Consider the following 24107-nt stretch of genomic DNA (forward strand, 5'->3'; position numbering starts at 1 on the left):
CTACGTGCCTACTTGCTGAGCGCCCCGAACTTCCGTACGGCCAGCGGCAGGAACACCCCCACGAGCACCACGGGCCACAGCACGGCAAGCAGCCCCGCGTGCTCGGCCGCCCACGAAGTCCCCACCACTCCCGGGTCGTTGCCGAACAGATCGCGCACCGCCGTGGCCGTCGCCGACATCGGGTTCCACTCGACCACCGCACCCAGCCAGCCCGGCATGTTCTGCGGGACGGTGAAGGCGTTGGAGAGGAAGCCGACCGGCCAGACCAGGATCTGCACGGCCGCCACCAGCTCCGGCTTCCCCGCGACCATCGCCAGGTGGATGCCGATCCACAGCATCGCGAACCGCAGCAGGAGCAGCAGCCCCACCGCGCCGAGCGCCGCTCCGAAGGAGCCGTGCCAGCGCCAGCCGATCGCGAGGCCGACGCCGATCATGACCAGGAGCGAGGCGAAGGACTGCAGCATGTCGGCGACCGAACGGCCCACGAGGACCGCCCCGTTGGTCATCGGCATGGAACGGAAGCGGTCGATCACGCCCTTGTTGAGGTCCTGGGTGACCGCGACCATCGTGGCGTCCAGGCCGAAGGTCATGGTCAGCGCGAACATGCCGGGCACCAGGAACTCGGCGTAGTCGCCCTCGATGCCCTTTCCGCCGCCGATCAGGAAGTTGAACATCAGCAGCAGCATCACGGGGAAGACCAGGCCGACGAGGACCTGCACGGGCTGCCGCGCCCAGTGCGCGAGTTCGCGCCGCGTCATGGTCCAGGAGTCGGTCGCGGCCCAGCCGATCGCCGAGCCCCGCGCCATCGGCGTACTCGTCATAGACGTACTCGTCATGGACGTACTCACACGGCCTCCTTCATACGTTCCTGATCTTCGGTACGTCCCGTGAGCCGCAGGAACACCTCGTCAAGCGTCGGCCTGCGCACCGCGATGTCCTCGGCCTCGATGCCGGCCGCCCGCAGCGCCTGTACGACCCCGGTGAGCGCCTCCATCCGGTCCGCGACCGGCGCGCTCGCCAGCCTGCGGTCGGCATCCAGGACGGCATCGCCGGGCAACAGACGGGCCACGTCCTCCAGTTGGGCCGCGTCCCGCACCACCACGTCGATCCGGTCGCCGCCGATCTTCGACTTCAGCTCGTCCGCCGTGCCGTCCGCGATGACCCGGCCGTGGTCGACGACCGAGATGCGGTCCGCGAGCTGGTCGGCCTCTTCGAGGTACTGCGTGGTCAGCAGGACCGTCGTGCCGCCGTCCACCAGCGAGCGGACCGCGTCCCACACCTCCGTGCGGCCGCGCGGGTCGAGGCCGGTGGTCGGCTCGTCCAGGAACAGCACCTCGGGGTCCGTGATGAGCGAGGCCGCGAGGTCCAGGCGGCGGCGCATGCCGCCGCTGTACTGCTTGACGGCCTTGCGGCCCGTCTCCCCGAGGCCGAACCGGACCAGGAGCTCATCGGCCCGCACGCGCGCGCGGCGGGCACCCAGGTGGTAGAGCCGCCCGAACATCTCCAGGTTCTGCCGGCCGCTCAGCTCCTCGTCGAGCGCCGCGTGCTGGCCGAGCAGGCCGATCCGCCTCCGCACCTCGTCCGGCTGCCGCCGCACGTCGTACCCCGCGACCTCCACGCGGCCCTCGTCCGCCCGCAGCAGCGTGGCGAGCACCCGCACCGCCGTGGTCTTGCCCGCGCCGTTCGGGCCGAGCACGCCGTGCACCGTGCCGCGCCCGACGGCCAGGTCCAGGCCGTCCAGGGCCCGCTTCTCCCCGTACCGCTTCCGCGCTCCCTCGACGACGATCGCGTCCGTCATCCGTCTCCCTCCGAGTCCCGCCCGCACCCGTAGTCAAACTTGACTACGAACCCAACGCGAAGGAAGGTACTCCCGGATTCAGGATTCGTCAAACTTGATTAGCGGGCGTCCGGGCGGACATCAGGGGGACCCTCAACGCTCGTCTCCCGCATGCCGCTCCCCGGTCGCGTACGGGTTCTCCTGCCCCTCGGTGAGCACGCCGACGAACGGCTCGCCCTCGCCCGCGAACGTGTAGGCCCCGCCCTCGATGCGCTTGATCAGGCCGCGCGCCCACTCCGCGCCGCCGTCGGCCGTGTGCACCCAGAGGTTCATGATCTCGCCGATGTGCCCGAGCTGCTCCGGGCCGTCCTCGGGCGTGTAGTACTCCGTGACGGACCTGCGCCACGCCTCGATGCTGCGCACCCGCTCCTTGAGCAGCTCGACGGCCTCGCCGCGCGGCAGGTCGACGATGAAGCCGAGGCCCGCCGAGAGGATGTCCGGCCGCTGGTCGTACGAGGTGAGGGCGGACCGGAGCAGCGTGAAGAACTCCTCGGTGCCCGCTTCCGTGATCTCGTACTCCGTGCGCGGCGGCCCGCCGGCGGTCGACGGGGCGATCTCGTGCGCGTGCAGCAGGCCCTGCTTCGCCATCTGCTTCAGCGCGTGGTAGATCGAGCCGGGCTTGGCGTTGGACCACTCATGGGCGCCCCAGTACTCCAGGTCGTTGCGCACCTGATAGCCGTGCGCACGGCCGTGCTGACGGACGGCACCGAGGACAAGGAGTCGGATCGCCGACATGAAGCCACCTCTCTTTCTAATCAACTTTGATTAGAGTAGCGGTATGGCCGAGACAATGATCCCCTTGTTCCCCTGCCACAAGCTCGACGAGACACTCGACTTCTACGAGGCCATCGGTTTCGAGGTGACCTTCCGCCAGAAGGCGCCCAATCCGCACGGCGTGGTCCGGCGCGGCGACATGCAACTGCAGTTCTTCCAACTGAAGGACTACGACCCCAAGGCCTCCTACAGCACCTGTTACATCCTGACCGACGACGTGGACACCCTCCACGCGTCCTTCCGCGCCGGCCTCAAGCAGACCCTCGGCCGGATCCCGACCCGCGGCCTGCCCCGGATCGGGACCGTGCGGGACATGAGCTACGGCGTACGGCAGTTCCTGATGACGGACCCGGCGGGCAACTGCGTCCGCATCGGGCAGCCCATCGCCGATTCCTTCGAGCACGCGCCGGTGCCCAAGGAGCGGTACGCGCGCGCCCTGCACCAGGCCACGCTCCTCGGCGCGTCCAAGGAGGACCACGCGGCCGCGGTCCGCATCATCGACCGGGCGCTCGCGGCCGACGGCACCCCCACCCCTGAACAGCTCCGCGAACTGCACGCCTTGCGGGCGGAGATGGCCGCCCACCTCGACGACGAGGGGGAGGAGAACTCCTAGCCGGCCCTAGCCCCAGCTCTCCCCGCGCTCCAGCGCCACCAGCTCGAAGGCCGTCTTGCCGTCGAGGGACTCGCGGATGATGTCGGCGTGGCCCGAGTGCCGGGACATCTCCGTGATCAGCCGGAGCAGGACCCAGCGCATCGACACGTCCTCCTTCGGGAACCACGGCTGGTCCGGGAGCGCGAAGGTCTCGTCGAGGGTGGGCAGGGAGCGGATGAACTCCTCGGTGCGGTCCGCCACTTGGGCCCAGTACGCGAGCGCGGACTCCACCGTCTCGTCCTCGGTCAGGCGGAAGCACTCGTCCCAGTTCGCCTCGGTGCGCTCGACCGCCGGGGCGACGCCCTTCGCCCGCGAGATCCAGACCTCCTCGACCTCCGCGACATGCTTGAGCAGCCCGGAGAGCGAGAGTTCGCTGGCGCTCGGCTTCGTCGCCGCCCGCTCGTCGCTCAGGCCGATCAGGGCCCGCCGGATGCCGCCGCGCTCGGCGTCCAGGAAGGCGAGCAGCGCGCCGCGCTCGTCGCCGGGGGCCTCTGCGTTGACGTGGGTGACCATGGGGTCCGCCTCTCCGAGCCTGTGGAGCCTGCCGGGCTTTCCGACACCACAGACACTACGGACCCTTGCGGTCAGGTTCTGTCCGCAAGGGTCCGCAGGTTCGGTCGGGGAGTTCTACGACGTACGCAGAACGGTTCTCAGAACGGGAAGCGCGACCTGCCGTGCTGCACCGAGATCCACTTCTGCGTCGTGAACGCGTCCACCGTCGAATCGCCGTTCAGCCGCCCGACGCCCGAGCTCTTCTCGCCGCCGAAGGGCACGATCGGCTCGTCGTGCACGGTGCCGTCGTTCACGTGGAACATGCCGCTCTTCACCTGCCGCGCGAACCGCACACCGCGCTCCACGTCGGCCGTGTGGACGGCGCCGCTGAGCCCGTACGGCGTGTCGTTGGTGATCCGCAGGGCGTCGTCCTCGCCGTCGAAGGGCATCAGGATCGCGACGGGGCCGAAGATCTCCTGCCGCAGGACCGGGGAGTCGGCCGGCACGTCCACGAGGACGGTGGGGTGTACGAGGTTGCCCTCGACGTGGCCGTGGATCAGCGCCTTCGCGCCCGACGCGACCGTCTGCTCGACGGTCTTCATCACCGCGTCGGCCTGCGAGGAGTTGATCAGCGGGCCGATGTGGGTCGCCGGGTCCGCCGGGTCGCCGACCTTCAGGGTGGCGACCTTCGCGACGAACTTCTCGGTGAACTCCGCCTGCAGCGACCGGTCCACGAGGATGCGGTTGGCGGCCATGCAGACCTGGCCCTGGTGCACGAACCGGCTGAAGACCGCCGCGTCCACGGCGTAGTCGATGTCCGCGTCGTCCAGGACGACAAGCGCGCTGTTGCCGCCGAGCTCCAGGATCGAGCGCTTGAAGTTCGACGCGCAGACCGTGCCGACGTGCCGGCCGACGCGGTCCGAGCCGGTGAAGGAGATGACGCTCGGCACCGGGTGCTCGATGAACGCGTCACCGATCTCGGCGATGTCCGTGATGACGACGTTCAGGACGCCTGCCGGAAGTCCCGCGTCCTCGAACAGCCTGGCAAGGAAGCTGCCGCCCATCACGGGCGTGTTCTGGTGCGGCTTGAGCACCACCGCGTTGCCCAGGGCGAGCGCAGGGGCGACGGTCTTGAGGGAGAGCAGGAGCGGGAAGTTGAAGGGGCTGATGGCCCCGACCACGCCCACCGGGACGCGGTAGAGACGGTTCTCCTTGCCGTCGTCGGGCGACGGCAGGATGCGGCCTTCGGGCTGCAGCGCGACATGCACGGCCTCGCGCAGGAATTCCTTGGTGAGGTGCAGCTCGAAGCCTGCCTTGAGCCGGGTCCCGCCAAGCTCGGCGACTATCGCCTCGGATATCTCGTCCTCGCGGTCCTCGATGATGCGCAGGGCACGCTCGAAGACACCGCGCCTGGCGTAGGGGTTGGTCGCGCCCCACTCCTTCTGCGCACGCTCGGCCGCCCGGTAGGCCTGGTCCACCTCGTCGGCCGTGGCCACGGTGATCGACGCCAGCTTCTCCCCGTTGTACGGGTTGAAGTCGATGATGTCCCAGGAGCCGGAGCCGGCCTTCCACTCACCGTCGATGTACTGGTGAGCCAGGTCAGTGAAGAAGGACATGAGACCCCTTGCCGCAGACTGTGCAGACATCTGATTTCACGTCATCGTACTGACGTTTCAGGTCAGTTGGAGTAGACCACGGAGAAGATCCCGGCTATCGGCCGGATTCGGGCTGTCGCTCTGCAACTGGCTCACCACCCGCTCGTACTGGGCCACTTCCTCGGCCTTGTCGAGATATAGGGCTCCGGTCAGCTGCTCCACGTACACGACGTCCGAGAGGTCCGATTCCGGGAAGCGCAGCATCGTGAACGCTCCGCTCTCGCCCGAGTGCCCACCGAAACTGAACGGCATCACCTGAAGGGTGACATTCGGCCGTTCCGAGATGTCGATGAGATGCTGGATCTGACCGCGCATCACTTCCCGGTCTCCGTACGGGCGTCGCAGTGCCGCCTCGTCGAGTACGCAGTGGAAGCGGGGAGCACGCTCGGACACGAGCAGCTTCTGGCGCTCCAGACGGAGCGCGACGCGGCGCTCGATCTCGGCCTTGCTCGCGCCCTTCATGCCGCGCGCGACGACCGCGTGGGCGTACGCCTCGGTCTGCAACAGGCCGTTGACGAACTGGACTTCATAGACACGGATGAGCGATGCGGCGCCCTCGAGACCCACATAGGTCTGGAACCAGCCGGGCAGGACGTCGGAGTAACTGTGCCACCAGCCTGCGAGGTTGGCCTCTTTGGCGAGCGAGAGCAGAGCGACGCGCTCGGTCTCTTCGGTGACGCCGTACAGCGTCAGCAGGTCCTCGACGTCCCTGGACTTGAAGCTCACCCGTCCCAACTCCATGCGGCTGATCTTCGATTCGGAAGCGCGGATCGAGTAGCCGGCCGCTTCACGGGTGATGCCACGCGATTCCCTGAGGCGCCTGAGTTGCGAGCCAAGGAGCATGCGCCGTACGACCGAGCCGCTCGACTCCCCTGCGGTCACTTCGCTCAATCCTCCCCATCACTTGGAAGCCAGCAGTCTGCCATTAAACGCTTCAGGCCGTACTCGTTCGGTTACAGAAACGGAAAGCCTTCGGAAGTCCTCCACAAGAAGTCGTAGGAAGAAATGGGCAAGAAGTGTCACGGGAACGGCCAAGTCCGGCGCGTGCACGTGCATCTGCCCTTGCATCTGCTGTACGCATTCGGAACCATGGTCCGCGCGCCACCTCTGTACCACCGACCGCGCCACCGCTCCATCGCTATGTACCGCGAAACCGGGGAGTGCCTCGCATGGGGACGAATGGATCGACCATGCTCGAGCCGTTACGGCAGGGGCTTCCCCCACTCGACCCTTCTGCGGTCTCCAGCGCGGCATCCTGCTCCCTGCCCGCCCGCTACGAAGCGGTGGGCAGCGCACGGCAGTTCACGCGCAAGACGCTGGACCAGTGGGAACTGGAAGAGCGCTTCGACGACATAGCGCTCGTCGTCTCCGAACTCGTCACCAACGCCCTCAGACACGCGCTGCCCTCCGACACCCCGCGCGACCAGAACCCGCCGGTGCGGCTGCACTTGATGCGCTGGACCTCGCGTCTGGTGTGTGCGGTGCGCGATCCCAGCGACGACAGTCCGGTGGCGCGCGAGACGGACGACGACTTCTCCGCCGAGTCGGGCCGCGGCCTGTTCCTGGTGGACTCCTTCAGCGACAGCTGGGGCTGGCACCCGCTCGCGGGCACCCTGCGCGGCAAGGTGGTCTGGGCGCTGTTCCAGCTGTCGTAGGCGGGCCGGCCGCCGTCATGGGCGGCCGCACCCGCTTTTCAGCGGGCTAACCACCTATCAGCGGGCTAACCACCTATCAGGTGGTCGAACTCCCCGTCCTTCATCCCGAGCAGCATCGCCTCTATCTCCGCCCGCGTGTAGACGAGCGCCGGGCCCTCGGGGAAGCGCGAGTTGCGCACGGCGACGTCGCCACCGGGCAGTTTCGCGAACTCCACGCAGGATCCCTGCGAGTTGCTGTGCCTGCTCTTCTGCCAGACCACCCCGTGAAGCTCCGTGGCCGCCATGCCGTTAAACACGTGGTGCACAGGTCGCTCCCCGGTGGTGCAGTGCCCGATGTGGCTCTAGATGCAGTGGTCAACTGTCCCGGATCATAGCTGTGTTCACATGCCGATGCATGGGCAGATGCACGTGCACGCGGGGTGTTCCCTTGGTTACAGCTCTGTCAGCACCTGCCCAGGCCCCCGCATGACATGCGAACGCCAGCCCCCGCTAGAGAGAGACGCGTACCGCGCCCTTCGTGTTCCACCATCCGCGTCATGGTCCAGGCCATCGGCCGATCGGGGGTCATGAATACGACGAAAGGCGGGCATCCGCCTACGGGTCACACGTAGGGAGATGCCCGCCTTCGGAGGGCCGAGAGGGGCGCGATTCAGCGAGGAGAGCCGTACGGCAGCAGCGCCATCTCCCGGGCGTTCTTGATCGCCCGCGCGAGCAGCCGCTGCTGCTGGGCGCTGACACGGGTGACCCGCCGGGAGCGGATCTTGCCGCGGTCCGAGATGAACTTCCGGAGCAGATCCGTGTCCTTGTAGTCGATGTACGTGATCTTCGCCTGGTCGAGGGGATTGGGACGCGGCTTCTGGACGCGCGGGTTCGGCTTGCGGGGGGACATTCAGACCTCCAGGAGGGTGTCGAAGGCGGGGGGCAGGTGTTTCCAGGCGTCGCGTCCGGCGGCGTACTCCTCGTCGGTCAACAGGCAGGACTCCAGGACCTCTTCGAGCCCCTCGCGGTCCAGGCCCGGCGAGATGAAGACCAGGTGCTGGCAGCAGTCGCCGTGCTCCGGATGCCAGTCGAGCGCGGCCGCCGCGCGCCGCACCGGCGGCACCATCTCCCACGCCGCGTCCGGCAGCGAGGCCAGCCACGGCCCCGCGCTCTCCACGCACAGCGCACCGCCGGCCGCGTCCCAGCCGAGCAGCGTGTCCGGATGGTCGGCCAGCCAGAACCGGCCCCGGCTGCGCGCCGCCGCGCAGGTCAGATCCTCCAGGGCCTGGTAGAGCCGCTCCGGGTGGAAGGGCCGGTCCCGGTGCCATACGAGGGTTGCGACCCCGTGCTCGTCGGCGTCGATCGGCAGCAGCGCGCAGGACGGATGCTGCGCCGCGGCGGCCGCCTCGACGTCGAAACCGGCGAGCGCGGCGCCCGCCAGGTCCCCATGACCGCTGATCGGGACCTGACGGGCAGTCGGGTGGAGCTGGGCGAGGAGCGCGCGGTCCTCGTCGTCGGCCTCGGGAGAGTCCGCGATGGCCAACACGGGTGCGTATTCGAGCTGGCGGGCCCAGGTGTCGGCGACCGTGCGCTGGTCCGACGCGGCGGCCGCGAGCCCGGCCTCCAGGAGGTCGTCGCCGTTGCCCAGGTAGGGCAGCAGGAGCGCCGGGTCGACGGCCGTGATCACGCCGCTCAGCCGCAGGCCCTCGTGCGCCGTGATCACCTCGGCCATCGCCTTGGGCTCGACGGAGTCCCACAGCTCGACGACCGCGAGCCGGGTGAGGCCCGAGTCCGCGAGCCGTTCGAGCTCCGGCACCAGGTCCTCGCGCAGCGCGCAGCACGCACAGTCGTTGACCAGCGGCGCCTCGCCCGTGGAGAGCACGCCGGTGGCGTCGCGCACCGTGCGCACGACCGTGCCGTGCACGGCGGTCGCCAGGTCGTGGTGGAGCGCGACGCTGCCCGGGACGGTGGTGAGGAGCCGGTCGACGGCCTGTTTGCGGGCGTCGGAGTGCAGGCCTCCGACGACCGCGATGTCCATGCCGGTCGGGTTCGCCGGGCTCATCGCGCGCCGAATCGGCGCTCGAACCGCTCCACGCGGCCCGCGGTGTCCAGGACCTTGGCCGTGCCCGTGTAGAAGGGGTGGCTCGCGGATGAGACCTCGACGTCGATGACGGGGTAGGTGCGCCCGTCCTCCCAGTCGATGGTCTTGTCGCTCGTCGCCGTCGAGCGGGTGAGGAAGGCGAAGCCGGCGGACTTGTCGCGGAAGACGACGGGGCCGTACGGCGGGTGGATGTCCTTGCGCATGGCGGTCAGCGCTCCTCTCGGAAATCGACGTGGCGCCCGACGACGGGGTCGTACTTGCGCAGGGTCATGCGGTCGGGGTCGTTGCGGCGGTTCTTGCGGGTCACGTAGGTGAACCCGGTGCCGGCCGTGGACCGGAGCTTGATGACGGGGCGGAGTTCGTTGCGAGCCATGGCGCTAGTGTATGAAAATGAATGCCGTTTTCAAAACGGTTCCACCGGGGATCCCCTTCCCACGACCGAGAGGTGCGTCACCATGTCCGCCCACTGCCAGCTGACCGGCGCGAAGCCGGGCTTCGGCAACCAGATCTCCCATTCGCACCGGCGCACGTCGCGCCGGTTCGACGTCAATGTCCAGAGCAAGCGCTACTGGCTGCCGAGCGAGGGCCGCCACGTGCGGCTGCGGCTCAGCGCCAAGGGCATCAAGACCGTCGACGCCATCGGCGTCGAGGCCGCCGTCGCCCGGATCCGTGCCCGCGGGGTGAGGGTCTGATGGCGAAGAAGAGCAAGATCGCGAAGAACGAGAAGCGGCGCGAGACCGTCGCCCGGTACGCCGTCCGCCGTGCCGAGCTGAAGGAGATCATCCGCAGGCCCGGCACCGGCGATGCCGAACGGGCCGCCGCCCAGGAGGAGTTGGCGCGTCAGCCGCGGGACGCGAGCGCCACGCGCGTACGCAATCGGGACAGCGTCGACGGGCGTCCGCGTGGATACGTGGGGAAGTTCGGGCTTTCGCGGGTGAAGTTGCGTGATCAAGCGCACGCCGGATTCCTCCCCGGGGTGCGCAAGTCGTCCTGGTAGCTTGGCGCGCGTTCATCGACCGAGTCGGCCGATCGGCCCGTTGCATCGGCCAGTCGCTAGGGGGAATTCAGTGCGCATGCGTGTCCGGAACGTACGTATCGGTGCCGCGGCGGCGGGTCTTGTCGCCGCCCTTGTCCTGACCGGTTGCAGCAGTGACGGTGACGACGGCGGGAGCAAGGGCAAGGACAAGGGCTCGGCGGGTTCCTCCGCCGGGGCCGGTGGGTCCGACACGCCGGACGAGGGCTCCGGCGACACCGGCGCCAAGGACGGGAGCGTCGAGGGCAGTTGGGTCACCACCGCCGACGGGAGCCCGCTCGCGATGGTGATCGCCGACAAGAAGGCGACGCTGCTCGGTGAGGACGTGCTGTGCAGCGGCACGGCGAGCGCCGGCACCATCGAGCTCAAGTGCGCCAAGGGCGACTCGGGCCGCACCAAGGGCACGGTCGAGTCGGTCAACGGCACGTCGATGTCGGTCGCGTGGGAGGGCTCCGGAACGGACCAGTTCACGAAGACCGAGGGCGGGAAGCTGCCGGACGGGCTGCCGACGGCGGGGATTCCGCAGTCCTGATCTCCGGTCCATCTGGGTTCTCCGGTCCATCTGGACTCTCCGGTACATCTGGATTCTCCGGTGCATCCTGATTTTTCGTACGGTCGTCAGCGGGCGGCAGGGCCTTCGGGGTCCTGCCGCCCGTTGGTCTTTTCCTGTGTGTCGGAGCCGTCCACCAGCATCGGGGCCGGGCTCGTGTCCAGGGCGTCGGAGAACTCCTCCAGGGTGGTGAGGAAGAGGCCCGCGCCTCTGCGCACGACCCGGTCGGGCACGCCTTCGCCGTCCCACTCCTCCAGGGCGGTGCGGACCGCGTCCCACTTCGGTACGCGGCGTTCTCGCACCGCCTTCGCGCCCTGCTCGGTCGACTTGCGCAGGGCCTTGGCCAGGCGGGCCGCCGCGGGGACGGGGGTCGCGCCGCGCTCGGGCAGATGGGCCTCCATCAGCATGGCCACGCGGCCGAGTTGGGCCAGGGCCTCCTCCGCGTCGGTGGCCGCGGCCCGGGAGAGGCCCCGGTGGCGTACCGGCTCGATCTTGGCGCGGTCCGATGCCTCCTGCCAGGCGATGCGGGCGTCGCGGGCGGCGAGCAGGGCCTCGCGGACGTCGGGGCAGGACTTGCCCGCGGGGTCGGCGTAGTGGCCGACGACCGCGGCGGCGTAACGGCCGTCCGCGATCAGCCAGTCGGCGAGGCGGGTGCGCAGCCGCGGCGTCTCCCAGGCCGGGTACACGGCGTACGCGATCATCGCGAGGACGCCGCCGAGCAGGGTCAGGATGACGCGCTCCGGCACCGTCTGCGTCCACTCCTCGCCGCCCATGCCGAGCAGGAACACGACGTACGCGGCGACGCAGGCCTGGGCCGCCATCTGGCCCGTGCGCATCAGCAGGTACATCAATCCGGCGCACAGGACGGCGAGGATCGCGGAGAGCCCGGTGTCGGGATGCGCCACCTGCACCAGGCCGGTGGCCAGGGCGACGCCGACCAGGGTGCCGCCGAAGCGGGCCACCGCGCGTGAGTACGTCTGTGAGAAGTCGGGCCGCATCACCATGACGGAGGTCATGGGGGCCCAGTAGCCGTGGCCGAAGGGGAGCCAGGTGCCCAGGAGATAGCCGGCTGCGGCCACCGCGGTGACGCGGATCGCGTGGCGGGTGACGGGGGATTCGTGGCGGAGGTCGGCCCGCATGGCGCGCAGGGCCGCGGGGATCAGGGCGGGGAGTGTGGGGCGGAGGAGGGGGGTGTGGGGTGCTTGCTGTTCGGGGGCCGAGCGGGTGCCCTCCGGGTCGGTGCGGGGGCCTTCGGGGGGCTTGCCCGCCGTTTCCACCACGTCGTGCAGCAGCGCCGCCAGGCGGGTGGCCGCTCTGCCGGCCGGGCCCGTGAGGATCGCTTCGGCGTCCGGGGTCTTGAGGGTGGCCAGGGCCGCGGGCGGGATGCGCACCGGTTCGCCGTGCCGGATCGCCCGCGCGGCGGCGTCGAGCACCGCTGCCGCCGCGCCGAGGAGTTCGCGTACGCGGTCCCGCTCGGGGCCCTCTTCCGGTACGCCGACGGCCGGGTCGGCCAGGGAGGCGAGCACCGGGCGGATGCGCTCGGCGACGCCGCGGGCGCCATGGAGTTCGGCGGGGCGGGTGCGGGCCTGGCGCGGGGTGACGGTCGCCGCGGCGCGGGCCGCCATCAGAGGCTCCGGGTCGAAGTCGGCCAGCGGGTCGTGGCGCAGCCTGCGGGCGTAGTCGGCCTCCGCCGCGAGGGCGTCCGCGAGCGCGTCGCGCTGGGCGCCCCATCTGCGTACCGGGAAGAGGATCACCAGCGCGGCCTGGACCGCGCCGCCCACCACCATCATCGCGGCGTGGCCCGCCGCGGCGGCCACCGAGGTGGGCAGGGTGACCGTCACCAGCATGATCGCGACGTTGGACGAGGCGATGAGGCCGATGGTGGGGCCCGCGGCCCAGCTGAGGCCCGCGAGGAAGGTCCACAAGGCGAGGAGGGCGAGGAAGAGGAAGGTGTGGGAGCCGGTGAGGTAGCCGAGGAAGGTGGAGACGGCGAGGCTGCTGCCGGAGGCGATGGCCAGTTCCGGGCGTGGGCGCCAGCTGCGCTGGAAGGTGGCGATGGCGGCCTGGTACGCCCCGAAGGCGGAGCTGGCGGCCACGGCCGGGCCGAAGAGGGTGAGGCTGAGCCCGATGACCAGGGCGAGGCCGGCCGCACCGCGGAGCGCGATGAGGGGTTCGAGCCGCTTCCGCTCGACGCTGAGGCCCGAGCGGGCGGTCAATTTCAGCGCTCGGAGCCAGGTCACTCTGTGATGATACGGGGCATATCGGGCGGGGGGTTTGCGGTGGGGGCGTCGGGGGGGGGCTCGGGGGTCGGCGTGGGGGCTCGGGGGGCGTCTGTGGTGCGGTGCGTCTTGGGGGTGGGGCGGTGGTCGGGGGTGCCGTCTGCGGTGCGGTGCGTCTTGGGGGTGGGGCGGTGGTCGGGGTGCCGGCTGCGGTGCGGTGCGTCTTGGGGGCTCGGGGGGTGTCTGCGGTGCGGTGCGTCTTGGGGGTGGGGCGGTGGTCGGGGTGCCGGCTGCGGTGCGGTGCGTCCTGGGGCGGGGCCGCGCCGGTATGTCCGTACTCGCCATCTCGGTCTGAGCGTCTTGCTGCTGCGGCTGGGGAGTGCTGCTTACCGTGCTCCGTGCGGACATACCGACACGTCCCCTCGCGAGCGTTGCGCGCTGACGGTGCGTGGGGGGCGATGTCCGTCCCCTCGCGTCTCGTCGCGGGGGAGGTTAAGGGAGGCTGCGTGCCGAGGGGGGCAGGTGGGCCTGGTCGGCGGCTGTGGTGCCTGAGTGCCAGCCCTCCGCGTCGGTTGCGCCGCGGACTCGGGTGGTTGTCGTCGCGGGGAACATCCGCTCGGTGCTTGCCGTGACGGCCACGTCTCGTGCCGCGAGGACCGGGAGGAGTTCGCCGGCCTCCGGGGACTCGTCCGCTACGTGCTCGGCGGTGGCGGCCAGGCGCGCGCCCAGGCGGTTCGCGTACGCCAGCAGGAACGCCTGACGGAATGTTTTGGTGCGCTTTCGGCCGCCTGCCCGTTGGCCGGCCTCCGCCTTCGTCATCGCCGTGGTTCCTTGCAGGAGGAGCGATGTGTGGAGGAGTTCCATCACCTCCAGGTCCGGCTCGAAGCCGACGACCGTGGAGAAGCCGTACGCCTCGTTCCAGACCGCCCGGCAGTGGTTCGCCGTGGCCACCGCGTCCAGCAGGATCGCCTTCGCCGTCTCGTACGGAGCGTCCACACCGATGCGGCAGGCGCCGGGGGTGTTCTTGGCGTGGGTGCGGGACGCGAGCAGGGCCTCGTCGATGGTGTGCCTGGCCATCAGCTCCTGCGCCTTGGCCGTGAGAGCCTCCGCCTCCTCGGGGAAGCCTGTTGCCTCCGCCTTGGCGAGCAGGGCGCGGATACGGGTGAGGATGCGGGGTTCCTCGTGGCCGGGGGGCGGCGGGGTGTGCAGGGGGGTGCCGGGGGCCGGGCCCACCGGCTCGATCGGGGGGAGGCGGAGGAGGGTGCGGTAGAGGGCCAGGGTCGTGGTGGCGCGGGAGAAGCGGTCGGTGGGGCGGGGGCGTGCTGCCGGGTCGGCGTCCGGGGCGAGTTCGGCGAGTTGCGCTCTCCAGCGGGGCGGGAGGGTGTCTCCGTAGCGTCGGGTCTCGCCTGTGATCAGCTCGGCGGCCAGGCGGGCCTGATCGGGGTCGCTGTCGGTCTGTGCGCGTCGCACCATGCGGACCACGTCCGCCGGCTGCCAGCCGCGCTCCCACGCCCGCCGCACCAGTTCCTCGCCCCTGCGGCGCAGCTCCGCGTCGGCCTCAGGGGCGGCCGCCAGGAGGGAGGCGCCGGTGTCGAGGCCCGCGTCGCCGTCCGCGTACAGCGCTGCCGCGAACGCCTTGTCGATCACCTCGGTCACCGGATCCATACGCCAAGGGTATGGCTGGCCCTACCTCCACAACGCCCCCCAGTGGTCGTGCCCGGGAGGCCTCCCGGCGGTTGGCTTGAGGGCATGACATCAACTGCCGTACGCCTTACGGCGGTCCGCCGCCTCTATCGCGATGTGACCGCGCTCGACGGGGTCGACCTCCAGCTGGCGAGCGGGACCTTCACCGCGATCATGGGGCCCTCGGGGTCCGGCAAGTCGACGCTGCTGCAGTGCGCCGCCGGGCTCGACCGGCCTACGTCCGGGGCCGTCGAGGTGGGCGGCACCGAGCTGAGCGGGCTGAGCGAGCGGCGCCTGACGCTGTTGCGGCGGGATCGCATCGGCTTCGTCTTTCAGTCCTTCAATCTGCTTCCCTCGCTGACCGCCGCGCAGAACGTGGCCCTTCCGCTGCGGCTCGCGGGGCGCAGGCCTTCGCGTACGGAGATCTTCGAGGCGCTCGCCCGTGTCGGGCTCGCCGAGCGCGCCCGGCACCGGCCCGGCGAGCTGTCCGGCGGCCAGCAGCAGCGGGTCGCCCTTGCGCGTGCGCTGGTCACCCGGCCCGCCGTGCTGTTCGGGGACGAGCCGACCGGTGCGCTCGACACGACGACCAGTCGTGAAGTGCTTGTGCTGTTGCGGGGGTTGGTGGATGGAGAAGGGCAGACAGTCGTGATGGTCACTCATGATCCGGTTGCCGCTTCGTATGCGGACCGGGTGGTGTTCCTGGTGGATGGGCGCGTCGCGGATGAGGTGGTCGCTCCGGGGGTGGGGGAGGTGGCTCGGCGGATGGCTGGGCTTGAGGCGGGGGCTGGGGGTAGCGGTTTTGGGGGTGGGGGCGCCTTCACGGGCGGCTTCCCGTCGGAGGTGGCTGGGTCATGATGGTTTTTGCCTTTTTGCGTGCCCGGTGGGTCAGTCTTCTCGGGGCCTTTGTCGCCGTCGCGCTCGGCGTCTCGCTCATCGCCGCCATGGGGCTCGGGCTCTCGTCCACCCTCGGCGCGCCCGAGCGTGAACCCGTGCGGTTCGCGGGATCGCCCGTGGTCGTCATGGGGCAGGACCGGCTGACCGTGCCGGTCGAGCGGGGGCCGGACATCGGGTACGTATCCAAGCCGCTCGCTCATCCACACCCTGTGGATATCGAACTTCTACGCGAGCTGCGTCGGCTCGGCCCCGTGCGGACGGACGGGTCGAAGCGGGACGCCGTGGGTGTGGACGCGGCGGCAGCGGATGTGCGGGAGGTGGTCGGGAAGCGGGCCCGTGTTCTCACCGGGGGTGAGCGGCGGCTCGCCGATCCCGGGGCGGCGCGGGACGCCGAGGCGCTCGTGGCCGTGAACTCCTTTCTGGGAACGGCCGGTGGGGTGTCCGCGTTCGTTTCCGTCTTCGTCACCGCGTCCACGTTCGCCTTCGTGGTGGCGCTGCGGCGGCGGGAGTTGGGGCTGCTGCGGATGGCCGGGGCCACGCCGGGGCAGGTGCGCAGGACGCTCCTCGGGGAGGCGCTCGCCGTGGGGGTCGTGGCCTCCGGAGTGGGTTGTGCGCTGGGGAGTTGGGGTGCGCCGGTGCTCGCCGAGCGGCTGGTGGGGGCGGAGATCGCTCCCGAGTGGTTCGAGCTGGGCGAGGCCGTGTGGCCGTACCATCTCGCTTTCTGGGTAGGCGTGTTGGTGGCCTTCTCGGGGGCGTGGATCGCCTCCCGGCGGGCCGGGCGTGTGGGGCCCGTCGACGCGTTGCGCGACGCCTCGGTGGACAGCGGGGTGATGCCGTGGAGCCGGCGGATCGTGGGGGCGGCGCTGCTGGCCGCGGGGCTCGGGATGCTGGGGTGGACGCTGTGGAGCGATCCGGCCGCTCTGATGAAGCGGAAGACGTACACCACACAGCCGATGATCCTCATCACGGCGCTGGCCGCGCTGACTCCCCTTCTCGTACGTCCCGTCGTCCGCGCCGTCCCACTGCCCGGCGCCGTCGGCCTGCTCGTCCGGGAGAACTCCGCCGCGTCGGTGCGCAGGACCGCGGCCGTCGCCGCGCCGGTGCTCGTCACCGTGGCGCTCGCCGGGTCGCTGCTCGGCTCCGCGGAGACGGCGGGGGCGGCGCGGGCCGCGGAGGCGCGGGAGCGTACCGGGGCCGACTTTGTCGTAACTGGCGATGATTTGAAGCCTGTTGGGCGGGTGGACGGGGCTGTGGTGGCCGCCTCGTCGTCCACGGCGGTGTACGTGCGGGAGGAGGGCAGCGCGCTCGTCCGGTCGGATGCGCGGGCGGTCGAGGATCCCGCGGCGTTCGCCTCGGTGTCCCGGCTGCCGGTGGTGGACGGAGACGTGCGCGATCTCGACGACCGGTCGATCGTCGTCAACGAGGGGTGGGAGCGGCGGCGGGTCGGTGAGTGGGTCGATGTCTGGTTGGGGGACGGGCGGGCTGCTCGGTTGCGGATCGTGGCGGTGCTTGAGCGGGGGACGGGGGACAACGGGGCCTACGTCACTTCGGCGAATGCGGGGGCCGGAGCTGGGGTCGATCGGGTGGATGTGGGGCTGCGGGCCGGCTCGGGGGTTGGCCGGGCGGAGGTTGGCGCCGTGCTTCGGGATCGGGTCGGGGGCGGGGGCGAAGGCGGTAGCGGTGGCGGTGGCGTGGTGCTTCGGGATCGGGTCGGGAGTGGTGGCGATGGCGGTGGCGTGGTGCGGTCCGGTGAGCAGTGGCTCGCCGATACGTATCCGGTCACCAAGGCCCAGACGCGGCTCGGGCTGGTGACGCTGCTCGGTATCGCCCTCGTCTACACGGCGATCTCCCTCGCGGGCACGCTGCTGATGGCCACGTCCGTGCGAGGGCCGGAGCTGCGGGCGCTGCGGATGGCGGGGGCCACGGGGCGGCAGGTGCGGATGGTCGTCGCCGGGGAGACGCTGTTGGCCGTGGCGGTGGGAACGGTGCTCGGCGTGGCCGTGACGCTGGTGAATCTGGGCGGCTTGAGCGCGGGTCTTGCGCGGTTGTCGGCGCCGGCGGGGGTGGTGGTGCCGTGGGGGGCGGTGGGTGTGTGCGCGGTTGGTTGCGCGGTGGTGGGTGTGGGTGTGGGGGTGGTGCAGGTGTGTGGCCTCGGGCGGCGCGAGGGGTGAGGGTCGTCTTGGGGGCGGGCGGTGGTCGGGGGTGCCGTCTGCGCTACCGCCCGGTATGGGGCGGGGCCGCGCCGGTATGTCCGTACTCGCCATCTCGGTCTGAGCGTTCTGCCGCTGCGGCTGGGGAGTGCTGCGTACCGTGCTCCGTGCGGACATACCGACACGTCCCCTCGCGTCTCGATGCGCGGTACCGGTGCGTGGGGGCCGATGCCCGTCCCCTTGCGTCTCGTCGCCCAATGCGGGTGAGTGGTGCAGTTACGCCGCCTCCCCCACCCACCCCGGCGAGTCACCCCGCTGCCGGCCGCCGTTGCTGTGGGCAGGCGTTCCGCAGGGCGAGTGGGGTCTCCCCTGCTCGAGCGAAGCCGAGAGCTTGGGGAAGGGTGGGCACAGCCCCGGCTGCCGGGTTCCGATGAAGCCAGGCGGAGGGGCAAGGACTCCGCGGCGCCCACGCCAGGGATCAGCTGTCGCCGCCCTCGTCGATCAGGCGGCGTACCTCCCGGTCGATCAGGCCGAGGCGCGCCTCGGCCACCAGCGGCACCGCCCTCCGGTGACGGCGGGACTCATGGACGTCGATGTCGACCGTCACCAGCGCCGGCTCCCACTTCGGCGCCTGCGCGACCACCGAGCCCCGCGGGTCCACCACCCGCGAACCACCCCAGAACGACGCCCCGTTCTCGTTCCCCACCCGGTTCACGAAGACCACCCAGCACTGCAGCATGCGGGCCGTATAGGAGAGGAGCGTGTCCCAGTACAGGCCCGTGTCCATCGCCTCGGGGTCGAGGCTGGCCGCGCTGTTCGTGGGGACGATGATCACCTCCGCCCCGTCCTGCACCGCGAGCCACGGCAGCACCGGCTGCCACGCGTCGTTGCAGACCAGCGTCGCGGCGCGGCCGTGGCCGCCGGGCAGGTCGTACGCGCGCAGGTGCTGGCCGGGGCTCACATGCTTGCGCTCCTCCCACGCCAGGTAGTTGGGGAGGTACAACTTCCGGTGGGTGTGGAGGAGTTGGCCGCTCGCGTAGTACGCGGACGTGTTGTACGCCCGCAGGCTGGTGTGCTCGTGGATGCCGACCATGACGTCGGGGCCGAGCGTCGACAGTTCGAGGAGGCGGGGGTCCTTCGCGTCCAGGGACGTGTCGCGGTGCAGTCCGCCCAAGTGGTAGCCGTGCAGGCTCAGCTCCGGGAAGACGACAAGATCCGCGCCCTGCGCCGCCGCCTGGCCGATCTGGTCCCGCGCCACCGCGAGGTTCTCGTCCACCTCGCCGAGGACACAGTCGGTCTGCGCAAGGGCCACTCTCATGGCTCCGAGCCTCGCAGCGCCCGGCGCCCCCCGCATGTCGGGGACGCCCGGCCGTGACGCGGGGCAATCGGGCGGATGGGCGGGAAAGGCCCGTGCGGCAACCCGCAGCCGCGGGGCAATCGGGCGGGAAAGGCCCGTTCGGCCACGCACCCGCCGCGGGGTGACCGCCAAGGCCCCCGGCCAGTGTCAGTGGCGGCTGGCACACTCGGCGGTGTGATCGAAAGGTGGGCCATCGCAGCCACCGAGACCGGCGGCGCCACCCTCGCCCCGCTCGGGGACGACGGCCTGCCCGCGGGCCCCGTCCAGGAGGAGCCCGACCTCGCCGGGGCCGTCCGCGACCGCCCCCACGTGACCCGCTGGGTCTGGCGCTCCACCGCCGAGATCTACCCACGCCTGCTGGCCGCCGGCGCCCGGGCCGACCGTTGCTACGACATCGAGGACGCCGAGCAGCTCCTGCTCGGTCACGAGGGCCGCCTCGGCGAGCCCCGCTCGGCAGCCGCCGCCTGGGCCCGGCTGCGCAACGCCCCCGTGCCCGCCGACCCGCCCCCCAGAGCCGCCGAGCCCGGCGCCCAGGACTCCCTCTTCGACCACTCCCCGGTGACCGCCCTCCCCTTCGAGGCCCTCCTCGAGGTGTACGCGGAACAGCAGCGAAGACACGGGGCCACCGAGCACCCCGGCCGGATGCGGCTGCTCACCGCGGCCGAGTCGGCGGGCATGCTCGTGGCCGCCGAGATGAACGTCGCGGGCCTCCCCTGGCGCGCCGACGTCCACCACGCCCTGCTCACCGAACTCCTCGGCGAGCGGTACGCGGGCGGCGGGCGGAACGCGGGAGCCACCGAGCCGCGCCGCCTTGCCGAACTCGCCGACGAGGTCTCCGCCGCCTTCGGCCGCCGCGTACGCCCCGATCTGCCCGCCGACGTCATCAAGGCCTTCGCCCAGGCCGGCATCAAGGTCAAGTCCACCCGGCGCTGGGAGCTCGAGGAGATCGACCACCCCGCCGTGAAGCCGCTCATCCAGTACAAGAAGCTGTACCGCATCTGGGTCGCGCACGGCTGGAGCTGGCTGCAGGACTGGGTGCGCGACGGCCGCTTCCGCCCCGAGTACACACCGGGCGGCACCGTCACCGGCCGCTGGACCACGAACGGCGGCGGCGCCCTGCAGATCCCCAAGGTCATCCGGCGCGCGGTCGTCGCCGACCCCGGCTGGCGGCTCGTCGTCGCCGACGCCGACCAGATGGAGCCGCGGGTCCTCGCCGCGATCTCGCGCGACCGGGGCCTGATGGAGGTCGCGGGGAGCGACGAGGATCTCTACACGCGCCTCTCCGACCGCGCGTTCGCCGGCGACCGCGACCACGCCAAGATCGCCCTCCTCGGCGCCGTCTACGGCCAGACCTCCGGCGACGGCCTGAAGAACCTGGCGGCGCTGCGGCGCAGATTCCCCGCCGCCGTCGCGTACGTCGACGATGCGGCGAAGGCGGGCGAGGAGGGCAGGCTCGTACGGACCTGGCTGGGCCGCACCAGCCCCCCTGCGGCCGGCGCGGGCGACTTCGACGAGGCGGGCATCCCGCAGGGCGACGACTCCGAACAGCCCGCCCAGGAAGGCGAGTTCACCCCAGGCTACGCCTCGACGAACTCCCGCGCCCGCGGCCGCTTCACCCGCAACTTCGTCGTCCAGGGCAGCGCGGCCGACTGGGCGCTCCTGATGCTGGCCGCGCTGCGCCAGGCCATCACCGCGTCCGGGCTCCGCGCCGAGCTGGTCTTCTTCCAGCACGACGAGGTGATCGTGCACTGCCCCGAGCAGGAGGCCGCCGCGGTCGTGACGGCGATCCGAGAGGCCGGGGAGCTCGCGGGCCGCATCGCTTTCGGCGAGACACCGGTGCGGTTTCCGTTCACCACGGCCGTGGTGGAGTGCTACGCCGATGCGAAGTAAGTCCCGCACAGGTAAGGCCAAGTCCCGTACGCATCAGGCTTGTTGAGGCACCGAGCCCGCCAGCAGGCCCTTCAACTCGCCCACCACCTCGCTGCTGTCCGTGCCGTCGAGCGCCGCGAGCGCCGCCTCCCATTGCGCGTACGCCTCTTCGACGTGCCCATCGGCGTACAGGAGAAGTCCGCGCTGATGGCGGGCGAGGCCCGCCCGATGGTCGTCGGCCCGTGCTTCCGCGCGGTCCAGGAGGTCGTCGCACTCACGCACCGCGTCGCACGTGCGGGACAGCTCGCGCAGGGCCCGCACCGTTCCGAGGCGCACCCGGGACTCGTTGTGCCAGTCCTCGGCCTCGTCGTGGATGCGCAGGCTCTCCTCGAAGTGCTTGAGCGCGGCGGCCGGTTCGCCCAGGGCCAGATAGGAGTAGCCGATGTCGCAGTGCGCCTCCTGCCGGACACCGTCGTGGCCCTGGGCCTCGCCGATCTCCAGGCTGCGCCGGTGACAGTCGATCGCCGCGCGCGCGTCGGTGTGCTCGTAGATGTTGCCGAGGTTGCTGAGGGCGAACGCCTCGCTCAGGGGGTCGTCCAGGCTCTTGGCGAGCTCCATGCTCTGCCGCAGCGCGTCCGCCGCCTCCTCGTAGCGGCCGAGCGCTTCGAGCAGCAGGCCGCGGTTGATGACGGCCCGGTGGACGCACGAGACGTGGTCGAGCTCCCGCCACAGGACCAGCGCCTCGTCGATCAGATCAAGCGCCGCGCCGCTGCGCCCCGACACGTAGCTGAGGCCCGCGAGGTCGGTGAGGGCCTGCGCCTCGCCGTCGCGGTCGCCGCTGCGCCGGGCCGCGGTCACGGCGAGCCGGGTCAGGAGGTCGGCCTCGGCGAGCCTGCCACGGCGTTTGAGGTACGAGAAGCTGCAGCGGACCAGGACGGGGAGGAGGGCGGACGAGCGGCCGTAGCGGTCGGCGACCGCTATGACGTTCGCGAGCTCCGTGTCGCCCCAGGCGTAGGCCTGGTCGGTGGACATCGCCGGCACGGCACCGGCCGCCGCCCGGCCCTCGGAGCGGTCCCCTGGCGCGGACAGCCGCTCCGCCACGCCCCGCATCCGGTCGTCGCGGTCCAGGCCCTCCGGCATGATCGCAAGGAGGCTCTGCAGCGCCGACTCCGCGTACCAGTGCAGCGCCGACTCCGCCACCTCCGCGCCGGTGACCCCGCACCCGCTCTGGCGCGCCGCTTCCCTCGCGAAGTCGCGTACGAGGTCGTGCGGGGCGTACCGGCCGTACGCCGTCTCGTCGAGCAGCGCGACGTCGACGAGCCGGTCGAGAGCGGCCTCGGCGCGCCGTTCCGCCACCCCCAACAGCCGGGCGAGGAGCGGCACTCCGTACGTCGGCAGGTCGAGCGCGCCGATCCGGGCGAGGGCCACGGCGGCGTCCTGATCGGCCTCGCGCTCCGAACCGCACAGCGCGTCCAAGGCGACGGCGAGCGAGCGACGCACGCTCAGGTCGTCGTGTTCGAGGTGGTGCAGGCGTCCGTCGCTCGCGGTGAGGAGTTCGGCGAGCGCGTCCGGGGTGAGCGCGCGGCGGGCGGCGAGCCGGGCCGCGACGATGCGCAGGGCCAGCGGGAGGCGCCCGGCGAGTTCAACCAGGGGGTGCCCGGCCTCAAGGCCCGCGCGCCCGGAGACGGCACGCAGCAGCGCGGCGCTGTCCCGGCCGGAGAGCGGCTCCAGCGGGAAGCGGCCCGCGCCGTCGAGCGCGGCGAGCGGTGAGCGGCTGGTGACGATGACCGCGCAGCCGGACCCGGCGGGAAGGAGCGGACGCACTTGAGCGGCGGTGGCCGCGTCGTCAAGGACCATCAGGGTGCGGGTGGGCGCGAGCAGCGAGCGGAGCAACGCCGATGCCGCGTCCGGGTGTTGGGGACTGCGCTGCGGCTCCACACCCAGGTCGCGCAGGAGCGCGGCGAGCGCCTGGTCCGGGGTGAGGGGCGTCATGCCGGGCGTCGCACCGTGCAGGTTGACGTAGAGCTGCCCGTCCGGGAACCGCTCGCGCAGCCCGTGCGCCACATGCAGGGCGAGCGCGCTCTTGCCGACACCGGCCATGCCGGAGACGACGGCGACGGGGGACGTGCCCTCTTCGTCGCCGCCTCCCGCGAGCAGTCGTGAGAGGGCGTACGTCACATCGGTACGGCCCGTGAAGTGCGGCGGGGAAGGCGGGAGTTGAGCGGGGGCGGGCGCCGCGGCGGAAGCGGCGGCGGCGACCGGATCGTCGATCACGGCAGGTTCGGAGTCGGCGACCCCCGGCACAGCGGACCCACCCGGCTCCTGAAGGACCACCCGGTGTGCCTCGCGCACCGCGGCGCCCGGCTCCACGCCGAGCTCCTCGACCAGCCTGCGCCGCAGCTCCCGGTGCACGGCGAGCGCCTCCGCCTGCCGCCCGGCGCGGTGCAGGACGAGCATCAGCTGCCGGTGGAAGGCCTCCCGCAAGGGGTACTCGGCGACCAGCTCGGCAAGCTCAGGCACGAGCCCGCCACCGCTGCCGAGGCCGATCTCCGCGTCGTAGCGCAGTTCGAGGGCGAGGAGCCGCGCCTCTTCGAGCCGTGGCACGAGCGCGTGGCCCGCGGCGTCCGGGGGCAAGCCGTCCAGCGGGGTGCCGCGCCACAGGGCGAGCGCGTCGGCCGCGGCGTCCGCGCAGGCCTCCCAGTCGTGCTCCGCGTGCGCCGCCCGGGCCCGCGAGACCAGCTGCTCGAATACGCGTACGTCGAGCTCGCCCTCGCCCACGCGCAGCCGGTAGCCCGGGGGCACCGCCCGCAGCCGGTCCGGGTCGTCGAGCAGCCGGCGCAGGCGCGTGACGTGGTTCTGCAGCGATGCGTGCGCGGAAGCGGGCGGGTGGCCGCCCCACAGTGCGTCCTTGAGGGCGTCCACGGAGACGACCCTGCCCGGTTCGAGGAGGAGTGCGGCAAGGAGTGCGCGCCCCTTGGCGCTCTGGACGGGCTGCGGCTCACCGTCCGCGTCGTACACGGCGGGTGCGCCAAGGAGCCCGAACCGCAACTCACTCCGCATGCCCACGCCATCTCCCGCCAACCGTTGGCCTCATGTTAGCGATCGGTTGGCGGGCCCTGATGGAATCCATGCATCGGAACCGACCACGGCGGTGCTCGCGCGGATCGCGCAGCTCGGGGGAGTGACGCCGCCGCGGTCGGGTCCGAT

The 24107-nt window shown here is 71.5% G+C and carries 23 protein-coding genes; 8 read left to right on the plus strand and 15 right to left on the minus strand.

All coding sequences use genetic code 11. The features are described 5' to 3' along the window. Positions 1 to 8 precede the first annotated feature (8 nt). The 3 genes from OG453_RS01830 to OG453_RS01840 all read right to left on the minus strand — a co-directional run bounded on the left by OG453_RS01830 (position 9) and on the right by OG453_RS01840 (position 2572). Positions 9 to 836, minus strand: a complete 828-nt coding sequence (locus OG453_RS01830) for an ABC transporter permease (protein WP_266869674.1) — start codon at positions 834 to 836, stop codon at positions 9 to 11. A gap of 8 nt (positions 837 to 844) precedes the next feature. After that, on the minus strand, positions 845 to 1798 hold the full coding sequence (locus OG453_RS01835) for an ATP-binding cassette domain-containing protein (RefSeq protein WP_266863795.1): 954 nt from the start codon (positions 1796 to 1798) through the stop codon (positions 845 to 847). Between the two features lie 132 nt (positions 1799 to 1930). Then, a complete protein-coding gene (locus OG453_RS01840; RefSeq protein ID WP_266863797.1) occupies positions 1931 to 2572 on the minus strand; it encodes a PadR family transcriptional regulator in 642 nt (213 codons plus the stop codon). A gap of 43 nt (positions 2573 to 2615) precedes the next feature. Here OG453_RS01840 and OG453_RS01845 point away from each other — a divergent pair, with 43 nt between their 5' ends. Continuing rightward, positions 2616 to 3224, plus strand: coding sequence for a VOC family protein (locus OG453_RS01845; protein ID WP_266863799.1), 609 nt, complete (start codon positions 2616 to 2618; stop codon positions 3222 to 3224). Positions 3225 to 3230: 6 nt separating this feature from the next. Here the strand turns inward: OG453_RS01845 and OG453_RS01850 are convergent, their stop codons facing one another. The 3 genes from OG453_RS01850 to OG453_RS01860 form a co-directional block, all read right to left on the minus strand. Next, entirely contained in the window at positions 3231 to 3776 is a 546-nt protein-coding gene (locus OG453_RS01850; protein ID WP_266863801.1) for a DinB family protein, read from the minus strand. A 137-nt stretch (positions 3777 to 3913) separates the two neighbouring features. Then, positions 3914 to 5371, minus strand: a complete 1458-nt coding sequence (locus tag OG453_RS01855) for an aldehyde dehydrogenase family protein (RefSeq protein WP_266863803.1) — start codon at positions 5369 to 5371, stop codon at positions 3914 to 3916. A 57-nt stretch (positions 5372 to 5428) separates the two neighbouring features. Continuing rightward, positions 5429 to 6292 (minus strand): helix-turn-helix transcriptional regulator, encoded by an 864-nt coding sequence (locus OG453_RS01860; protein WP_266863805.1) that lies wholly within the window; start codon positions 6290 to 6292, stop codon positions 5429 to 5431. A gap of 287 nt (positions 6293 to 6579) precedes the next feature. Between OG453_RS01860 and OG453_RS01865 the strand changes: the two genes are divergently transcribed. Further along, the gene (locus tag OG453_RS01865; RefSeq protein ID WP_266863807.1) at positions 6580 to 7065 is read left to right on the plus strand and encodes an ATP-binding protein; all 486 of its coding nucleotides are present in this window, start codon (positions 6580 to 6582) and stop codon (positions 7063 to 7065) included. A 65-nt stretch (positions 7066 to 7130) separates the two neighbouring features. Here OG453_RS01865 and OG453_RS01870 read toward each other — a convergent pair whose 3' ends face one another. The 5 genes from OG453_RS01870 to rpmG all read right to left on the minus strand — a co-directional run bounded on the left by OG453_RS01870 (position 7131) and on the right by rpmG (position 9518). Continuing rightward, the gene (locus OG453_RS01870) at positions 7131 to 7370 is read right to left on the minus strand and encodes a DUF397 domain-containing protein (protein ID WP_135330554.1); all 240 of its coding nucleotides are present in this window, start codon (positions 7368 to 7370) and stop codon (positions 7131 to 7133) included. Between the two features lie 344 nt (positions 7371 to 7714). Then, positions 7715 to 7954 (minus strand): 30S ribosomal protein S18, encoded by a 240-nt coding sequence (gene rpsR, locus OG453_RS01875; RefSeq protein WP_266863810.1) that lies wholly within the window; start codon positions 7952 to 7954, stop codon positions 7715 to 7717. Beyond that, positions 7955 to 9106, minus strand: a complete 1152-nt coding sequence (locus OG453_RS01880) for a GTP-binding protein (protein WP_266863812.1) — start codon at positions 9104 to 9106, stop codon at positions 7955 to 7957. It lies immediately after the preceding gene. Then, positions 9103 to 9348, minus strand: coding sequence for a type B 50S ribosomal protein L31 (locus OG453_RS01885; RefSeq protein ID WP_266863829.1), 246 nt, complete (start codon positions 9346 to 9348; stop codon positions 9103 to 9105). Before OG453_RS01885 ends, OG453_RS01880 begins: the two co-directional genes overlap by 4 nt. A gap of 5 nt (positions 9349 to 9353) precedes the next feature. Beyond that, a complete protein-coding gene (rpmG, locus tag OG453_RS01890; RefSeq protein ID WP_019753828.1) occupies positions 9354 to 9518 on the minus strand; it encodes a 50S ribosomal protein L33 in 165 nt (54 codons plus the stop codon). An 82-nt stretch (positions 9519 to 9600) separates the two neighbouring features. On the opposite strand from rpmG, the gene rpmB reads away from it, so the two are divergent. From rpmB to OG453_RS01905, 3 genes are all read left to right on the plus strand, one after another. Beyond that, entirely contained in the window at positions 9601 to 9837 is a 237-nt protein-coding gene (gene rpmB, locus OG453_RS01895; RefSeq protein ID WP_135330562.1) for a 50S ribosomal protein L28, read from the plus strand. Beyond that, the gene (gene rpsN, locus OG453_RS01900) at positions 9837 to 10142 is read left to right on the plus strand and encodes a 30S ribosomal protein S14 (RefSeq protein WP_266863832.1); all 306 of its coding nucleotides are present in this window, start codon (positions 9837 to 9839) and stop codon (positions 10140 to 10142) included. Before rpmB ends, rpsN begins: the two co-directional genes overlap by 1 nt. 76 nt (positions 10143 to 10218) lie before the next feature. Next, on the plus strand, positions 10219 to 10710 hold the full coding sequence (locus OG453_RS01905) for a hypothetical protein (protein WP_266863834.1): 492 nt from the start codon (positions 10219 to 10221) through the stop codon (positions 10708 to 10710). Positions 10711 to 10796: 86 nt separating this feature from the next. Here OG453_RS01905 and OG453_RS01910 read toward each other — a convergent pair whose 3' ends face one another. Both OG453_RS01910 and OG453_RS01915 read right to left on the minus strand, forming a co-directional pair. Further along, complete coding sequence (locus tag OG453_RS01910; RefSeq protein WP_266863836.1) at positions 10797 to 12968, minus strand: FUSC family protein; 2172 nt, start codon at positions 12966 to 12968, stop codon at positions 10797 to 10799. A gap of 471 nt (positions 12969 to 13439) precedes the next feature. Continuing rightward, positions 13440 to 14612 carry a DUF2786 domain-containing protein gene (locus OG453_RS01915; protein ID WP_266863838.1) on the minus strand — a complete coding sequence of 391 codons (1173 nt, stop codon included), beginning with the start codon at positions 14610 to 14612 and terminating at the stop codon, positions 13440 to 13442. 84 nt (positions 14613 to 14696) lie between these two features. Between OG453_RS01915 and OG453_RS01920 the strand changes: the two genes are divergently transcribed. Both OG453_RS01920 and OG453_RS01925 read left to right on the plus strand, forming a co-directional pair. Continuing rightward, entirely contained in the window at positions 14697 to 15485 is a 789-nt protein-coding gene (locus OG453_RS01920) for an ABC transporter ATP-binding protein (RefSeq protein WP_266863840.1), read from the plus strand. Next, positions 15482 to 17695, plus strand: coding sequence for an ABC transporter permease (locus OG453_RS01925; RefSeq protein WP_266863842.1), 2214 nt, complete (start codon positions 15482 to 15484; stop codon positions 17693 to 17695). The genes OG453_RS01920 and OG453_RS01925 overlap by 4 nt, the downstream gene beginning before the upstream one ends. Positions 17696 to 18152: 457 nt before the next feature. Here OG453_RS01925 and OG453_RS01930 read toward each other — a convergent pair whose 3' ends face one another. Then, complete coding sequence (locus tag OG453_RS01930; protein WP_266863844.1) at positions 18153 to 18992, minus strand: nitrilase-related carbon-nitrogen hydrolase; 840 nt, start codon at positions 18990 to 18992, stop codon at positions 18153 to 18155. A gap of 213 nt (positions 18993 to 19205) precedes the next feature. Here OG453_RS01930 and OG453_RS01935 point away from each other — a divergent pair, with 213 nt between their 5' ends. After that, on the plus strand, positions 19206 to 20921 hold the full coding sequence (locus tag OG453_RS01935) for a bifunctional 3'-5' exonuclease/DNA polymerase (protein ID WP_266863846.1): 1716 nt from the start codon (positions 19206 to 19208) through the stop codon (positions 20919 to 20921). A 33-nt stretch (positions 20922 to 20954) separates the two neighbouring features. Here OG453_RS01935 and OG453_RS01940 read toward each other — a convergent pair whose 3' ends face one another. Next, positions 20955 to 23960, minus strand: coding sequence for a BTAD domain-containing putative transcriptional regulator (locus OG453_RS01940; protein WP_266869676.1), 3006 nt, complete (start codon positions 23958 to 23960; stop codon positions 20955 to 20957). Positions 23961 to 24107 lie beyond the last annotated feature (147 nt).

The sequence above is a fragment of the Streptomyces sp. NBC_01381 genome (genome assembly GCF_026340305.1).
Lineage (GTDB): Bacteria > Actinomycetota > Actinomycetes > Streptomycetales > Streptomycetaceae > Streptomyces.

Coding starts and splice junctions, on each gene's coding strand:
- OG453_RS01845 (WP_266863799.1), top strand. CDS start 2,616: ATGGCCGAGACAATGATCCCCTTGTTCCCCTGCCACAAGCTCGACGAG.
- OG453_RS01840 (WP_266863797.1), bottom strand. CDS start 2,572: ATGTCGGCGATCCGACTCCTTGTCCTCGGTGCCGTCCGTCAGCACGGC.
- rpmB (WP_135330562.1), top strand. CDS start 9,601: ATGTCCGCCCACTGCCAGCTGACCGGCGCGAAGCCGGGCTTCGGCAAC.
- OG453_RS01915 (WP_266863838.1), bottom strand. CDS start 14,612: ATGGATCCGGTGACCGAGGTGATCGACAAGGCGTTCGCGGCAGCGCTG.
- OG453_RS01940 (WP_266869676.1), bottom strand. CDS start 23,960: ATGCGGAGTGAGTTGCGGTTCGGGCTCCTTGGCGCACCCGCCGTGTAC.
- OG453_RS01830 (WP_266869674.1), bottom strand. CDS start 836: ATGACGAGTACGTCTATGACGAGTACGCCGATGGCGCGGGGCTCGGCG.
- OG453_RS01905 (WP_266863834.1), top strand. CDS start 10,219: ATGCGTGTCCGGAACGTACGTATCGGTGCCGCGGCGGCGGGTCTTGTC.
- OG453_RS01880 (WP_266863812.1), bottom strand. CDS start 9,106: ATGAGCCCGGCGAACCCGACCGGCATGGACATCGCGGTCGTCGGAGGC.
- OG453_RS01925 (WP_266863842.1), top strand. CDS start 15,482: ATGATGGTTTTTGCCTTTTTGCGTGCCCGGTGGGTCAGTCTTCTCGGG.
- OG453_RS01865 (WP_266863807.1), top strand. CDS start 6,580: ATGGGGACGAATGGATCGACCATGCTCGAGCCGTTACGGCAGGGGCTT.
- rpsN (WP_266863832.1), top strand. CDS start 9,837: ATGGCGAAGAAGAGCAAGATCGCGAAGAACGAGAAGCGGCGCGAGACC.
- OG453_RS01850 (WP_266863801.1), bottom strand. CDS start 3,776: ATGGTCACCCACGTCAACGCAGAGGCCCCCGGCGACGAGCGCGGCGCG.
- OG453_RS01835 (WP_266863795.1), bottom strand. CDS start 1,798: ATGACGGACGCGATCGTCGTCGAGGGAGCGCGGAAGCGGTACGGGGAG.
- rpsR (WP_266863810.1), bottom strand. CDS start 7,954: ATGTCCCCCCGCAAGCCGAACCCGCGCGTCCAGAAGCCGCGTCCCAAT.
- OG453_RS01855 (WP_266863803.1), bottom strand. CDS start 5,371: ATGTCCTTCTTCACTGACCTGGCTCACCAGTACATCGACGGTGAGTGG.
- rpmG (WP_019753828.1), bottom strand. CDS start 9,518: ATGGCTCGCAACGAACTCCGCCCCGTCATCAAGCTCCGGTCCACGGCC.
- OG453_RS01930 (WP_266863844.1), bottom strand. CDS start 18,992: ATGAGAGTGGCCCTTGCGCAGACCGACTGTGTCCTCGGCGAGGTGGAC.
- OG453_RS01885 (WP_266863829.1), bottom strand. CDS start 9,348: ATGCGCAAGGACATCCACCCGCCGTACGGCCCCGTCGTCTTCCGCGAC.
- OG453_RS01920 (WP_266863840.1), top strand. CDS start 14,697: ATGACATCAACTGCCGTACGCCTTACGGCGGTCCGCCGCCTCTATCGC.